Annotated in this window: 14 protein-coding genes; 2 read left to right on the top strand and 12 right to left on the bottom strand. The window is 62.5% G+C overall.

Annotation, left to right across the window (positions count from 1 at the left end):
- From trbL to A7D21_RS27020, 12 genes are all read right to left on the bottom strand, one after another.
- The coding region (trbL, locus tag A7D21_RS27075) for a P-type conjugative transfer protein TrbL (protein WP_049276523.1) at positions 1 to 912 on the bottom strand (912 nt) is incomplete at its 3' end.
- On the bottom strand, positions 909 to 1,235 hold the full coding sequence (locus A7D21_RS27070; protein ID WP_004883103.1) for a hypothetical protein: 327 nt from the start codon (positions 1,233 to 1,235) through the stop codon (positions 909 to 911). The genes A7D21_RS27070 and trbL, both read right to left, overlap by 4 nt.
- A 12-nt stretch (positions 1,236 to 1,247) precedes the next feature.
- Positions 1,248 to 1,985, bottom strand: a complete 738-nt coding sequence (gene trbJ / locus A7D21_RS27065; RefSeq protein WP_004883101.1) for a P-type conjugative transfer protein TrbJ — start codon at positions 1,983 to 1,985, stop codon at positions 1,248 to 1,250.
- Positions 1,982 to 4,432 carry a conjugal transfer protein TrbE gene (gene trbE / locus A7D21_RS27060; protein WP_004883099.1) on the bottom strand — a complete coding sequence of 817 codons (2,451 nt, stop codon included), beginning with the start codon at positions 4,430 to 4,432 and terminating at the stop codon, positions 1,982 to 1,984. Before trbE ends, trbJ begins: the two co-directional genes overlap by 4 nt.
- Positions 4,433 to 4,443: 11 nt before the next feature.
- Positions 4,444 to 4,716 carry a VirB3 family type IV secretion system protein gene (locus tag A7D21_RS27055; protein WP_004883097.1) on the bottom strand — a complete coding sequence of 91 codons (273 nt, stop codon included), beginning with the start codon at positions 4,714 to 4,716 and terminating at the stop codon, positions 4,444 to 4,446.
- Complete coding sequence (locus A7D21_RS27050) at positions 4,713 to 5,096, bottom strand: TrbC/VirB2 family protein (protein ID WP_004883090.1); 384 nt, start codon at positions 5,094 to 5,096, stop codon at positions 4,713 to 4,715. The genes A7D21_RS27055 and A7D21_RS27050 overlap by 4 nt, the downstream gene beginning before the upstream one ends.
- The gene (trbB, locus tag A7D21_RS27045) at positions 5,093 to 6,160 is read right to left on the bottom strand and encodes a P-type conjugative transfer ATPase TrbB (RefSeq protein WP_004883088.1); all 1,068 of its coding nucleotides are present in this window, start codon (positions 6,158 to 6,160) and stop codon (positions 5,093 to 5,095) included. Before trbB ends, A7D21_RS27050 begins: the two co-directional genes overlap by 4 nt.
- Positions 6,157 to 6,621, bottom strand: coding sequence for a ribbon-helix-helix protein, CopG family (locus A7D21_RS27040; RefSeq protein ID WP_004883086.1), 465 nt, complete (start codon positions 6,619 to 6,621; stop codon positions 6,157 to 6,159). Before A7D21_RS27040 ends, trbB begins: the two co-directional genes overlap by 4 nt.
- The gene (locus A7D21_RS27035) at positions 6,618 to 8,633 is read right to left on the bottom strand and encodes a conjugal transfer protein TraG (RefSeq protein WP_004883083.1); all 2,016 of its coding nucleotides are present in this window, start codon (positions 8,631 to 8,633) and stop codon (positions 6,618 to 6,620) included. Before A7D21_RS27035 ends, A7D21_RS27040 begins: the two co-directional genes overlap by 4 nt.
- Before the next feature lie 258 nt (positions 8,634 to 8,891).
- Positions 8,892 to 9,167 (bottom strand): EexN family lipoprotein, encoded by a 276-nt coding sequence (locus A7D21_RS27030; protein WP_004883082.1) that lies wholly within the window; start codon positions 9,165 to 9,167, stop codon positions 8,892 to 8,894.
- Positions 9,164 to 10,108: a LysR family transcriptional regulator gene (locus A7D21_RS27025; protein WP_004883081.1), complete on the bottom strand. Its 945-nt coding sequence runs from the start codon at positions 10,106 to 10,108 to the stop codon at positions 9,164 to 9,166. Before A7D21_RS27025 ends, A7D21_RS27030 begins: the two co-directional genes overlap by 4 nt.
- Positions 10,109 to 10,182: 74 nt before the next feature.
- Positions 10,183 to 11,607: an efflux transporter outer membrane subunit gene (locus tag A7D21_RS27020; protein ID WP_028699135.1), complete on the bottom strand. Its 1,425-nt coding sequence runs from the start codon at positions 11,605 to 11,607 to the stop codon at positions 10,183 to 10,185.
- 109 nt (positions 11,608 to 11,716) lie between these two features.
- On the opposite strand from A7D21_RS27020, the gene A7D21_RS27015 reads away from it, so the two are divergent.
- Both A7D21_RS27015 and A7D21_RS27010 read left to right on the top strand, forming a co-directional pair.
- A complete protein-coding gene (locus A7D21_RS27015) occupies positions 11,717 to 12,352 on the top strand; it encodes a TetR/AcrR family transcriptional regulator (RefSeq protein WP_034139498.1) in 636 nt (211 codons plus the stop codon).
- Positions 12,352 to 13,518 (top strand): efflux RND transporter periplasmic adaptor subunit, encoded by a 1,167-nt coding sequence (locus tag A7D21_RS27010; RefSeq protein ID WP_023123862.1) that lies wholly within the window; start codon positions 12,352 to 12,354, stop codon positions 13,516 to 13,518. The genes A7D21_RS27015 and A7D21_RS27010 overlap by 1 nt, the downstream gene beginning before the upstream one ends.
- Positions 13,519 to 13,529 lie beyond the last annotated feature (11 nt).

Here is a 13,529-nt window from a genome sequence, read left to right as displayed (position 1 = left end):
GCCCGCCATGACGGCACCGCCCACGCCGGTCGCGGCGGCACCGATGGCAACACCCGTGCCTACCGCGCCGACGGCAGCGCCCGCCATCGCACCCGCGCCGAGCTGCGGCGCACCGGACACAAGGCCCGTGGCGATGCCGGGGCCGAAGATGCCCAGCGCCAGCAAGGCAAGCGAAGCCAGCATCACGACAAGCGCATGGTCGATGGAAGGCTCGTCGGGATGAACCTGGAACTCCGCGAACAGGCCCGAGCCGATGCCGACGATTACCGCCAGCACCAAGACCTTGATGCCTGACGAAACCACATTGCCGAGCACCTTTTCCGCGAGGAACGAGGTTTTGTTCCAGAGCGCAAACGGGATCAAGACGAAGCCGGCAAGCGTGGTCAGCTTGAACTCGATCAACGTGATGAAAAGCTGAACCGCGAGCACGAAGAAACAGAGGATCACCACCAGCCAAGCGATGAACAGCACCACGATGGGGTCGAGGTTCACGAACACTTCGGGGAAGCCGGCCATGTCACCGATCTGGTCGAGGATCGGCGCAGCGGCGTCGATGCCGGTCTTGGCAAGCCGACCCGGCTGCAAGAAGTTCTCCATCGTTATGGCCGAGCCAGTGGCGGTGATGCCTAGCCCGGCGAACGAGCGGAACACGATGCTCGACAGCCAATTGAAGTTACCGATGATGTAGGCGAAGGCACCGACGTAAAGCACCTTGCGCAGCAGCTTGGCGATCACGTCCTCGCCCTGGCCGGTCGCATGGCTCATGGCCCAATACAGACCGGCAATGGTCATGTCGATGACAATGAGAGTGGCCGTCAGGAACGCGACTTCGCCTTGCAGCAGACCGAAACCGGAGTCGATGTAGCGCGAGAAGGTATCGAGGAATCTGTCGATGATCGTTACGTCGTTCATGGCGTGTCCTCCGCAGCGGCGAGCGACGCATCACCTTCCGGCGCGTCGTCGGTTGGCGTGTCGAAACTCGCCGGAATCGGCGGCAGTTCTGCCAGCGTCCGGTATTCGTCCGGCCCAGTCTGGCCGGTGAAGAAGCGCCGCCGGAAGGCTTCGGCAGCGGCGCGACAGGTGTCTTCGCCTGCGGTTTGCCGGTCGGCTGCGCATTGGGCGCGCAGCGCCTTGAGCCGCACGGGATCGGCGGCCAAGGTGGCGGTCAGGTCTTCAGCCGGCTGCTGGCCGCATGCGGTCAGCAGCACGGCCAGCAGGACAGGAACGCATCGCATGGCCGCCTCCCGTCAGTTGTTGTAGAAGTTGACGGACTGCGGTGTGTACGGCGTGCCGGTGCCCAGGAAGCGCCGCCGCACTTCGCGGGCGCGCTCGGTGGCCGCTGCCTGCCGCGCCAGCTCCAGCGAGGCCGCCCTGTCTTGTGTGATCTGGAGCTGCTGGGCCTGGATGGACTGCTTGGCCTGCAAGGCGAGAAGCTGGTTCGTTGCCTGCATCGCTTGCAGCGCACCCGTGGCCGATTGGCTTTGGCTCACGAGGTCGGCCAGCGCGCTTTCGTCTTGCGTCAGGTTCTGCGACACCTGCGCCTGCATCCGCATCGCGGTGTGCAGGCCGTCGAGCGTGTTCTTCCAGCGTTCGCGTGCGTCCTGTGCCATGCGGTCGCCGCTGATGGTGGCGGCGTACTGCTCCGGGTACAGGCGCGAGAACGTGGCATCCATGCTCTGCACGTCGTAGGCCAGCCCTTGCGCCTCGGCAATCAGGCGTTCAGTCGTGGCGAGCGTCGAGCGCAGCCGGTTGACGATGTTGAAGTCGAGATTCGCCAGGTTGCGCGCCTGGTTCATCAACATCTGCGCTTCGTTCTGGAGCTGGTTGATCTGGTTGTTGATCTGCTCCAGCGTGCGGATGGCAGTCAGCGTGTTCTGCACCAAGTTGACGGGATCAACGAAAGTGAGCGCCGCCGCTGGCTGAGCGAGCATCAGCGAGCCGGCCAGCGCGGCGGCGAGCGAAACGGAAAGTACACGGGTCTTCATGGCGAAATCTCCAGGGGTTGAGTAGCGAGGAAAGAAGCCGCCGACGGCGAGGACGGCAGCAGGTCGGCGGCCCAATCGAGGCCGCGATGGCGTAGCCACGCACCGGCGAAGCCGGGAGCGCCGGCCTGCGTCAGCACTCGGTCAATGTCGCGTTGGTCTTGCGGTGTGGATGCGCCCGAGAAGGCGAGCGCGGCTGGCCCCAGGTCGAGGTCGAACAGACGATTGCCCAGGCGCGATTGGTAGTAGTAGTCGCGCTTGGGCTGCGCGGTGGCGACGATTTCGATTTGCCGACTGTTGAGGCCAAAGCCCTCGTAGACCGTGCGAATCTGCGGCTCGGTCGCCTGCGGGTTGGGCAAGAAAATCCGGCTCGCGCAGCTTTCGATGATCGCGGGCGCGATGGTCGAATCCTTGATGTCGGCAAGCGACTGCGTGGCGAAGATCACCGACACGTTTTTCTTGCGCAGAGTTTTCAACCATTGCCGGATGCGTGCCGCGAAGGACGGTTCATCAAGGAATAGCCAGGCTTCATCGAGAATCAGCAGCGTGGGAGCACCGTCGAAACGTGCATCGAAGCGGGCGAACAAGTAGCGCAGCACCGCTTGCACGGCGGCGGGGCTGTGCATTAGCTCTTCCATCTCAAAGCCCTGCACGTCGCCGCTGCCGAGCCGGTCGCGGTCGGCATCCAGTAGCTTGCCGTGCGCGCCGCCCAGCACATACGGCGACAATGCCTGCCGCAGCGCGTTCGATTGCAGCAGCACCGAAAGCCCGGTCATCGTGCGCTGCTCCACCGGCGCACCAGCGAGGCTGCCGAGCGCCGACCAAATGGCGGCTTTCTCGTCGGGGCCGACGGTCACGCCTTCATGCAGCAGGCGGCCTTCGATCCACTCGGCGGCCCAGGTGCGATAGCCTTCGCTGTCGATACGGGCCAAGGGCTGAAAGGCAATGGCGCCGTCCGCGCCGAGGTCGTAGTGTTCGCCGCCCAGGCCCAGCACCGTCGCCCGCATGGATCGCCCCATGTCGAAGGCGAAGATGCGCGAGCCGCCATAGCGGCGGAACTGCAAGGCGAGCATCGCCAGCAGGACAGATTTTCCCATGCCCGTCGGCCCCGCGACCAGCGTATGCCCCACGTCGCCGATGTGCGTCACCAGCCGGAACGGCGTCGCGCCATCCGTGCGCGTGACGATCAGCGGCGGGCCGTCGAGATGGGCGTTTTTCTCCGGCCCAGCCCACACGGCGGACACCGGCATCATGTGCGCCAGATTCAGCGTCGAGACGATGGGCTGGCGCACGTTGGCATAGGCATTGCCTGGTATGGACGACAGCCACGCATCGACTGCATTTAAGGTTTCGGGGATGGTGACGAAGCCACGTCCTTGGATGACACGTTCCACCATGCGCAGCTTTTCGTCGGCTACGGCAGGGTCGTCATCGAACACCGTCACCGTGGCGGTGAGGTAGCCGAAGGCGACTTGATCGCTGCCAAGCTCTTGCAAGGCGGCATCCGCGTCGGCCGCCTTGTTGCTGGCATCCGTGTCCACCAGCGGCGATTCCTGCTGGAAGATGGTTTCGCGCAGTAGCGCAATGACATTCTTCCGTTTCGCAAACCACTGGCGACGCAGGCGGCCCAGCTCCTTTTCCGCCTCGGCTTTATCGAGGCAGAGAAACCGGGTACTCCAGCGATAGGCAAAGCCCAGGCGATTGAGGTCGTCCAGCAGGCCCGGCCAGGTCGAGGTCGGAAAGCCCCGCACCGACACCACGCGCAGATGCTGGTCACCCAGCATGGGCGCAAGGCCGCCGACTAGGGCGGAATCGGCCAGCAGTGCGTCGAGGTGGAAAGGCACCTCGGGCACGGCCAGCCGGTAGCGCCGCGTGGACACCGTGGCGTGAAGATAAGTCAGCGTCGCGGCATCGTCCAACCAGACGATTTCTGGCATCACGCCATCGAGCAGGTCGAAAACCCGATCCGTTTCTGCCAGGAAGGCGTCAAGCCGACCGCGCCAGTCCACACCATCGCCCGGCGCGTGCTCGTAGAGCAGCTTGGCTGCACGAGCGCGGGATTCCTCCGGCGGCAGATAGGCTAGCGTCAGGTGATAGCTGCTTTCGTAGTGGTTCCCCGATTCCTCAAAGGCAGCGCGGCGTTCTTCGTCCACCAGCCAGGACAGCGGTTCGGGAAAGTCGGAATGCGGATAGTCCGCGGCCGACTGGCGCTCGGCTTCCACGAACAGCGCCCAGCCCGAACCCAGCCGGCGCAACGCGTTGTTTAGCCGTGCCGTCGTGGCGATCAATTCGCCCTGCGTGGCGCTGTCCAGATCAGGCCCGCGAAAGCGCGCCGTGCGCTGAAACGAGCCATCCTTGTTCAGCACCACGCCCGGCGCGATCAGCCCAGCCCAGGGAAGCCAGTCGGCCAGCAAGGCGGGCCGCTGGCGGTATTCGGCAAGGTTAAGCATGGCGGCGTCTCCTACACGTCCAGCAGCGGCTTGTGCTTGATGTGCCGGGCGAAGACCTGCATGAACTGCGGATCGACCCTCGCGCCCCACACGGCCAGCGAGTGACCGACGATCCAGAGCACTACGCCAGGAATCCAGAGTTGCAGGCCCAGCCCGACGGCAGCGGCTAGCGTGCCGTTGGCAATCGCCACCGTGCGCGGTGCGCCGCCCATCAAGAGCGGCTCGGTCAGCGAGCGATGTAGCGGCACCTCGAAGCCGGCCGCGAAGCTATCCGGGCCACTCATACGACAGCCCCGCCGGAGAAGCTGAAGAACGACAGGAAGAACGAGGACGCGGCGAACGCGATGCTCAAACCGAACACGATCTGGATCAGCTTGCGAAAGCCGCCCGACGTGTCGCCGAAGGCGAGCGCGAGGCCCGTGGCGATGATGATGATGACCGCGACGATGCGTGCCACCGGCCCCTGAATCGACTCCAGAATGGATTGCAGCGGGCCTTCCCACGGCATCGAGGAGCCGGATGCCTTCGCCGTGCCCGCCGTCATCAGCATGACTGCGGCCAGCAGCAGGCCGTGGTGCGCGGGGCCGGCCAGCCGCCGCAGGCGTGCGATGGTTGAAACCGGATTTACGGAATTACGGAAAGCGTGAACGTGCATCTGCGTCATGGCAGTTCTCCAGGTAGGTCAAGGGACGAGGAAGGCGCAGCGGCATCGGCTGCGAGAGGAACCGGCATCAGCTCGGGAAACGGTGTTTCCAGCGCGTCCGCCAGGCGATAGCCGGTGCCGTCGAAACCGACGACACGGGCGATGCTTTCGACGCGGCGCTTGCGGCCACGCCCGGCGATGTGGATCACGACGTTGACCGCCTCGGCGATCAGCGCACGCGGTGGGTTCACCGCCACTTCAAGAATCAACTGTTCGAGGCGCAGCAGCGCGCCCAGCGCGGAACCGGCGTGGATGGTGGCGATGCCGCCGGGGTGGCCGGTGCCCCACACCTTAACCAAGTCCAGGGCTTCGCCGCCGCGTACCTCGCCGACGATCACGCGGTCGGGGCGCAGGCGCATCGTGGCCCGCACCAGCTCGGTCATAGACACGACGCCAGCGCGGGTGCGCAGCGGCACATGGTCGCGGGCTGCGCATTGCAGCTCGATGGTGTCTTCGAGCACAAGCACGCGGTCGCCCGTGGCGGCGATCTCCGCAAGCAAGGCATTGGCGAGTGTGGTTTTGCCGCTGCTCGTCGCCCCGGCGATCAGGATGTTCTGGCGCTCACGCACGGCGCGGCGCAGGAACTCGGCCTGGCCTGTGGTCAAGATGCCGTCGGCCACATAGCGATCCAGCCCGATGATGCTCACGGCGCGCTTGCGCAGCGCGAAGGCTGGGCCGGGCGCTGCGGGCGGCAAGATGCCCTCGAACCGCTCGCCGGTTTCGGGCAGCTCGGCGGTCAGCAGCGGCCGCCCGCGATGCACCTCTGCGCCGACGTGCGCAGCCACCAGCCGGATGATGCGTTCGCCATCGTCTTGGGACAGCTCCACGCCCAGCGGCATGCGGCCCGATGACAACCGATCCACCCATAGGGTGCGGTCGGGGTTGAGCATGATTTCCACCACGTCGGGGTCGGCCAGCGCAGCGGCGATGACTGGCCCCATTGCCGTGCGCAGCATCTGGATACGGCGATCCAGAGAGGTTGCGGCGGATGAGAGTTCGGGCGGGGTTTGCGGAATGGCGCTCATGAGGCACGCTCCTGCGCTTCAGCCAGTGCCTCCGCGTCATCCATTCGCGCCGGGTCTGGGTGCAGTTCTTCCACAACGTCGCGCACCAGGCTGCGGCCACGCAGCAGGTGGCGGCCGAGCCGCTCCACGAATTGCTCGAAACGCGCTTTGCCTTGGGCGCGAGCTGCGTCCTGATGGGCTTCGGGAATCGGGGTGCTGACGGTCAGGAAGTAGCGGATGAACAGCGCCAGTGTTTCGATCTGGATGTTCTGGTCGCGCTCCATGCGCTCGGCCTGCCGCGACAGGCGATCGAGCCGCTTGGCGATGGCCGCCTCGCGCTGGTCGCCAGCATCGGGCGATAGCCACGACGCGAGCGCCGCCGCGACAATGGACGACTTGGACACGCCTTTCTTGGCGGCCAGTTCTTCGAGACGCTTGGCGTGCTCGGGCTGAATGAACAGATTGAGGCGGTATTGGCTCATAAGTCGATTCCGTCGTTGGGGTCGAGGGAAGCCAGCCGGGCCGTGCGCTGCATGGCCGGGTCGAGCTGGCCGGGAAGCGGCAGCGGCAGGTCGTCGTCGTCATCGAGCAGAGTCAGGTCATGGCCGGCGAGCAGCGGTTCGGGGCTGTATTCGCTGACTTCGGATAGCTCCGGCTGTCGGCGTGGGCCGCCGTCATCGGCGGTGCCTGTGCCATCGCCGGACAGGCCCGCAGCCCGGACCGTTGACACGGCTGGGATCGATAGGCCGCTCCAGTCGTCGGGCCGGGCCGGTGGCGCGTCCGCGTATTGCCCGGCCGCGAGCACAGGCGGCGGTAAAACGCGGTTCTTGAAATTCGCGTCGGCGTAGTAGCGCAGCTTCTTGGCCTTGATCGGTGCCACGCTGGACACCATCACCACAGCTTCCTCAGTCGGAAGCTGCATCACTTCACCGGGCGTCAGTAGCGGGCGGGCCGTCTCCTGCCGCGACACCATGAGGTGCCCCAGCCACGGTGCCAATCTGTGCCCGGCATAGTTGCGCTGCGCGCGCAGTTCGGTAGCGGTGCCAAGCGTTTCGGAGATCCGTTTCGCAGTGCGTTCATCGTTGGTGGCGAACGTCACGCGGACATGGCAGTTATCCAGAATCGAATGGTTCTGGCCGTAGGCTTTGTCGATCTGGTTGAGCGATTGGGCGATAAGAAAACTGCGGATTCCGTAGCCCGCCATGAAGGCAAGCGCCGTCTCGAAGAAGTCCAGGCGGCCCAGCGCCGGGAACTCATCGAGCATCAGCAGCAGCTTGTGGCGGCGTTCGATGCCGTCGCTGCCGTCGAGCGATTCGGTGAGCCGTCGGCCGATCTGGTTGAGGATCAGGCGAATGAGCGGTTTCGTCCGCGAAATATCCGAAGGTGGCACTACCAGATAAAGCGACACCGGATGCTCGGACGCGATCAGGTCGGCGATACGCCAGTCGCAGCGCGAGGTGACTTCGGCCACCGTGGGGTCGCGGTAGAGGCCCAGGAACGACATGGCGGTGCTCAACACGCCGGAACGCTCGTTGTCCGACTTGTTGAGCACTTCGCGCGCCGCCGAAGCGACGACTGGATGCGGGCCACCACCTTCCACGTTCACGAGGTGCTGTGTGGTCATCATCCGGTGCAAGGTCAGCTCGAAGGGGCTGGCCGGATCGGAGAGGAAATTGGCGACGCCGCGCAGCGTCTTGTCCTCGCCCGCGTAGAGCACATGCAGGATGGCCCCGACCAGCAGCGCGTGCGAAGTCTTCTCCCAATGGTTGCGCTTCTCAAGCGCGCCTTCTGGATCGACCAGAATGTCGGCTATGTTCTGTACGTCACGCACTTCATGTGCGCCGCGCCGAACTTCTAGCAGCGGGTTGTAGGCCGCCGACTTCGCATCGGTCGGATTGAACAGCAGGCAGTGTGAGTAGCGTGAGCGCCAACCTGCGGTGATCTGCCAATTCTCGCCCTTGATGTCGTGGACTACGGCGGATGCAGGCCAAGAAAGCAGCGTCGGCACCACAAGGCCGACGCCTTTGCCTGAGCGCGTGGGCGCGAAAGTGAGGATGTGTTCCGGGCCTTCATGCCGAAGGTACTTGCCATCGTGCTGACCGAGGAACACGCCGATCGGCTGCGTAAGGCCGGCTTTGCGAATGTCCTCCGTACTTGCCCAGCGTGCCGAGCCATAGGTCGTGACTAGGCGTGATTGACGAGAGCGCCAGATCGACATGCAGACTGCGACCACCACCGCCAGCAAGCCACTGCCACCCGCTATGGCACCGCCCGTGTCGAAAACGCGTGGCGCGTAGGCATCGAAGAAGAACCACCACTCAAACAGCTTCCACGGGAGGTAGATCGGTGTGCCGAGGAAATCAAACCAGGGGGAGCCAAGGCGTACCTGATAGCCAAGGGCTGCTGCCGTCCATTGTGTGGCGCCCCACACACCCGCGATCACGATGCCGAATACCACGGCTATCTGACCGAACAGCACATTCGTACCTTGCATAGCCCCGCCTCCAATCTCTCCTACGCTGATTCCCTTGGGAAACGCGGCTTAGAAATGTGCCGCAGGCGTCAGGATCGGTGCTGGCTTAGTGCCGGTCAAAGACCGTTTGGGGCAGAAAGGTCGATAAGAAAGAATGAATTCGCGCTGTGTCTAGCCAGGGAGTGACTCCGTAAGCGCCGGCGAATATCAGCGTGCCGAACAGAAGATTCAGGCAGACTAGCGAATTGCTGAATTGCTGAATTGCTGAATTGCTGAATTTCAGAATTTGGGGGATTCTTTGGGCGGTGTGTATGGCGTTTTTCCGTCACCGTAGAACCGCTTACGTGTTGCCTCCGCTACCCGGTTGCAAAGCAGTTCGCCCAAAGTAGGCCGATCCGTCTTGCATTGCTGGCGCAACTTCTTGAGCTGTTCCGGGTCTGCCACCAGCTCTTCTACTGTCGGGGTTTTCTTTTCTGCACTAGTGGCTTTGTGCGGTTTATCAGATTGACCGCATGCGACTAGCATTGCAGCGACGAGCGTGATGGCGAGTCTCATGGCATCAATTCCTCCGGAAGATCGGGATTTCGGCTTTTTGTTGACCTGAGAAACTCTGGCAATTCGATGGCCTGTACTCGCTGAATGAAGCGCGCAAGCTCGTCAAACGGATCGCCTTCAAGTCTGAGTAGATAGGTCGTCAAAGGTGGTACGCGTGTCGAAAGCGGCCTCGCCACGACTCCTGGCTCTCGGGAGGCTGCAATGTGTGCAGCCCCTGTAAGTCCGAGTGCAAAACCGGCAGATACCAACGCCATCATCAGGTCGAAAGTGGTAACCCGCTCGGCAACTAGAGGCTGCATTTCAGCCCGGCTAAGTACTCGCTCAATGTGCTTGGCGTGGCCCTCGCACACTTGAGGATCAGATAGCACTAGCGGGTAGCGCAGCAGTTCATCCAATGGAATTCGCTTAAGAGCCAGCAACGGATGCCGAGCTGGCAGCGCCACCATAAGCGTGTCAGTCCACGCGGGAAGTGCGACGATTCCATCACCTACGTCGTCGGACTGTGCAAAGCCGACGTCATACAGGTCGTCGTGCAATCCTTTGATTTGTTGGGATAGTGGCACCTCAAAAAAGCGAATCTCAACCTCGGGCTCCTCCTCGCGACACAACGCCAATAGGGCTGGTAAGCACAGTAGTGTTGCGCCGTCTGACAAGGCGACGCGGAGTTGTCCATGAAAGCCATTTTTTGCTGCCTTCACGCAGTCCCGCGCCTGTTGCAAGGATGCGAACACCCGAGGTGCGTGCTCCATGAGCATCAACCCAGCTCGTGTCAAACGCGTGCTTCTCGTGTTCCGAATAAAGAGCTGTGCTCCTAACTCCTCTTCGAGTTCTTTGATCGTGCGAGACAGTGGGGACTGCTCAATATGCAGTTTCGCAGCGGCGCGAGCGAAGTGAAGTTCCTCGGCGAGCGCCATAAAACAACGTAGATGTCGAATTTCCATGCGTCCCCTACTAATCGTCGATCTATTCAGTATTTAAAACTCGCTGCCATGCTGCGTTCTTCCAACTCAAGGACTCAGGGTGAAGATTGCAGATTCACATGCTCTGGCGAACCAGAAAGCGCTTTAGCGAGAACACCCCATTGCACGGCTGCGTCGGCGCGAGCACGGACCAGAGCCGCTCGCTGGGACAAGGTGCCACGCTCCGCTTCTGCAACAACGGTCGCATCCACCTGTCCCGCCTCAAAGAGGCGTCGACTGCGGTCAAGGAGTCGATCAGCGACGACAAGACCATCGACCTGATGCTGCAGAGAAGTCCGCTGGGTCTGCCAGCCCAGATAAGCGTTCTCCACATCCTGAAGCGCAAGCAAAACCGTGCGTTCCAGGTCAGCCTGTGCGCCGCGACTGCGTGCTGAGCCCTCGTCGATTCCCGCTTGTATTGCTCCACCGTCAAAGATCGGAAGCGTCACACCCAAGCCCAGAGAGAAAATGTTCCCTGCCACACGTGTTCCGTTGTTCTCGAAGCGTTGGCGCCCACCACTCAAATCGAGCACAAGTTTGGGGAACCGCTCGCCTTCTGCTGCGTTCCATCGCGCCGTCGCCGCTGCAAGACGCGCCTGCGCGGCTCTGACGTCGGGGCGCTGCTGCAGCAATTCGCCTGGCACGCTTCTGGGAGTCCAATCGGGCATGGTGAGAGAGGCAAGCGCAGGACCGCTGCCAAGCGCCCCCGGAATCCGGCCAACGAGCACATCCAAGGCATGCGTTGCTTCGCCGCGTACGCGTCGCAACTGCTCTTGCTCCACCCGGAGGGCGATGACCTCGGAACGCGTGCGTTCAATGTCAAAGCCCGTAGCTTGACCTGCCTTGAACTTCTGCTCTGTCAGACGCTCAAGGCGCTCGGCGACTTGAAGTCGCTCTTTTGCCAGATCTTCCAGCTCTGCCGCCTGCCGCTGCTGCAGTGCAGCGGACACTGTCTCAAAGGCGATCTGCCAACGTGTCGCGAACCAGTTCTGTTCGACAGCAACTGCGTCCATCCGTGCGCCATCAGCGGCATGCGAGAGGCGGCCCGCTAGATCAACTTCCCATGAAGCCGACAGCGGAAGCCTGGCATCGCTGCTGATGGTCGGTGCCAAAGAAAAGTCGCGCGCGCGCGTTGCTTGGGGCGTGAGCGCCAAGCTAGGGAACATTGAAGCGCGTGTACGTCGGGTGATCGCCACAGCTTCATCAATCCGCGCTCTTGCAATAGCGAGATCGGTGTTGTGCTCCAGCGCGTTGCGCACCAGCGCGTCAATCAGCGGATCACCGTACGCCGTCCACCACTCGGCCGGGAGTGCTTGTGCTGGCACCTGCTGCACAGCCAGACCCGCTTCGTTCATGAATTTGGCCGGAACCTCAACGCGTGATGTCTCCACCCTGTGAGGCGAGTGGCTGCACGCGGCGAGAAGCGTGATCGATAGGAATGCAACAGCAGTAAGGCCGCGGCGGGCGTAGGGATCGGACATGTTGAGCCACTAGGTTGTGAATTGAGGAGGCCGTCTTGACGGGCATAGTTCATGGCGTGTACTATACCGTCCAGACGGTTCAAAAATCAAGCATCTTTGGAGTTTCACCATGGCAACTCGTATGAAATCAAGCCCAGAGGAGTCGCATTCGGCGGACAACGGCGCTGAAGCCCCCTCCATCTCTAAGAACGCGCAACAAACACGGGAGCGCATCCTTCAAGCTGCGCGTGACGTAGTCATGGAGGGAGGTGCCGGGCACCTAACGCTTGACGCGGTCGTTGCACGAGCAGGAATGAGCAAAGGTGCGTTCCTGTACCACTTCAAGACCAAGCGCGATCTGCTCCTCACGATGATTGATGACCAGGTCTCGGCGTTTGATGGCGGGCAGGAAGAGCGAGAGCTGCCATTCGTCGGCGATCCAGACCCTTGGCTATCCAGCCAGGTCTCGGCTATGCCTGACGGCGGGATGCAAAAGATGAGCGCTGCATTGCTGGCGGCCGTGGCTGAAGACCCCACGCTGCTTGAGCCTGTGCGCGGCTGGTACCGCAGGCAGTACGAGAACGCGAGCAAATCTCCACGCGGCACCGATATCGCCGGAATCGTTCTATTTGCCTTGGACGGAGTCTTCCTCGCCGAAATGATGGGTTTTCCGACGTTTGCTGCCGAAGACCTTTCTCGACTCATGCACACCCTCCAGGCGCTCGCCCGCGGCGAACTGGAACTCACCCCTATTGATAAACGCTGATGAAAGGCCTTCCCGTGTCTTGCACTCCCTTTAAATCCCAGTCCTGGCAAATGCAGAAAGTCGGCCTCGCGTTTGTTCTGCTCGCATCGCTTGCCGGCTGTGGTAGTCAGAAGGAGCCTGCTTCCGATCCACCGCGAGCGGTCAAGCTGCTCACGGTGGGGGATGTAGGTTCTGTGGCCAATCGCATTGAATTGAGTGGTCTAGCTCGCTCCAGTGAGCGGAGTACCTTGGGGTTCGAGACTGGCGGGCGTATCAGCAAGCTTCATGTGGACGTGGGAGATCGCTTCTCTCGCGGACAGCTTCTGGCTGAGTTGGATGTTCAGCCCGAGCAACTCCGCCTAGAACAGGCTCGGGCGACACTCGCTGCTGCGGAAGCCGCATTGGCAGACAGAATCGTGCAGACAACGCAGCAAAGGGGGCTGCTTGAGGGCAACGTAATCTCCCCGGCTGCATTCGAGAGTGTGAAAGCACAGTTGGTTGCAGCTGAAGGCCAGGTGCGCAATGCAAAGGCCGCATTCGGCCTTGCCGAGCGTGCGCGAAGGGGGGCCGCCATTCATGCGCCATTCGACGGCGTCGTCGCGGAGAAACTCGCTCTGCCGTTCACAGATATTGCAGCCGGAGCGCCGGTGCTTCAAGTGGATGGACTACGCAGCGGCGTAGAAGTCCTTGCGACTGCATCGACGACCCAGGCGGCAAATATCAAAATTGGGCAGGTCGCCGAACTGCGCCTGAGCGAGTCAGCAAGTCCCGTTCGTGCTTCGGTACAACGCATCGGCTTGCGTGCTGAAAATGGCTCACTTTTACCTGTCGTGCTCGTTCCTCAAGATGCTACTCTTGCGCGCAGTCTTCGACCCGGGTCTGCCGTTCAAGTATTGCTGAAGGCACCGGAAGCGAAGGATGCCTCACCAGATCGTCTGATGCTTCCCTATTCGGCACTGGTGCTCAGTGAGAAAGCAGGACAAGCCGCAGTGTTTGTATATGACGTGACCGGAAAGAAGGTGCACCGCCGGGAAGTGCAATTCCAGAGCGAGCCAGGCGGCGACAACGTTCGCGTTGTGGGCGGCCTGAAGCGCGGCGAGATGGTAGTCGCGGCTGGCGCGAGTTGGCTGACGAACGAGCAACAAGTCACCCCACTCAAGGCCACGACCCAATTGGCCGGACGCTGACCCGCTACAGG

The sequence above is a fragment of the Pseudomonas sp. AP19 genome (assembly GCF_001728855.1).
Taxonomy (GTDB): domain Bacteria; phylum Pseudomonadota; class Gammaproteobacteria; order Pseudomonadales; family Pseudomonadaceae; genus Aquipseudomonas; species Aquipseudomonas fluorescens.
This window is presented reverse-complemented; position numbering and strand designations above follow the sequence as displayed.

What these genes read in the sequence shown, in the direction of transcription:
- A7D21_RS27070 (WP_004883103.1), bottom strand. Translation starts at nt 1,235, where the DNA reads ATGCGATGCGTTCCTGTCCTGCTGGCCGTGCTGCTGACCGCATGCGGC.
- trbJ (WP_004883101.1), bottom strand. Translation starts at nt 1,985, where the DNA reads ATGAAGACCCGTGTACTTTCCGTTTCGCTCGCCGCCGCGCTGGCCGGC.
- trbE (WP_004883099.1), bottom strand. Translation starts at nt 4,432, where the DNA reads ATGCTTAACCTTGCCGAATACCGCCAGCGGCCCGCCTTGCTGGCCGAC.
- A7D21_RS27055 (WP_004883097.1), bottom strand. Translation starts at nt 4,716, where the DNA reads ATGAGTGGCCCGGATAGCTTCGCGGCCGGCTTCGAGGTGCCGCTACAT.
- A7D21_RS27050 (WP_004883090.1), bottom strand. Translation starts at nt 5,096, where the DNA reads ATGACGCAGATGCACGTTCACGCTTTCCGTAATTCCGTAAATCCGGTT.
- trbB (WP_004883088.1), bottom strand. Translation starts at nt 6,160, where the DNA reads ATGAGCGCCATTCCGCAAACCCCGCCCGAACTCTCATCCGCCGCAACC.
- A7D21_RS27040 (WP_004883086.1), bottom strand. Translation starts at nt 6,621, where the DNA reads ATGAGCCAATACCGCCTCAATCTGTTCATTCAGCCCGAGCACGCCAAG.
- A7D21_RS27035 (WP_004883083.1), bottom strand. Translation starts at nt 8,633, where the DNA reads ATGCAAGGTACGAATGTGCTGTTCGGTCAGATAGCCGTGGTATTCGGC.
- A7D21_RS27030 (WP_004883082.1), bottom strand. Translation starts at nt 9,167, where the DNA reads ATGAGACTCGCCATCACGCTCGTCGCTGCAATGCTAGTCGCATGCGGT.
- A7D21_RS27025 (WP_004883081.1), bottom strand. Translation starts at nt 10,108, where the DNA reads ATGGAAATTCGACATCTACGTTGTTTTATGGCGCTCGCCGAGGAACTT.
- A7D21_RS27020 (WP_028699135.1), bottom strand. Translation starts at nt 11,607, where the DNA reads ATGTCCGATCCCTACGCCCGCCGCGGCCTTACTGCTGTTGCATTCCTA.
- A7D21_RS27015 (WP_034139498.1), top strand. Translation starts at nt 11,717, where the DNA reads ATGGCAACTCGTATGAAATCAAGCCCAGAGGAGTCGCATTCGGCGGAC.
- A7D21_RS27010 (WP_023123862.1), top strand. Translation starts at nt 12,352, where the DNA reads ATGAAAGGCCTTCCCGTGTCTTGCACTCCCTTTAAATCCCAGTCCTGG.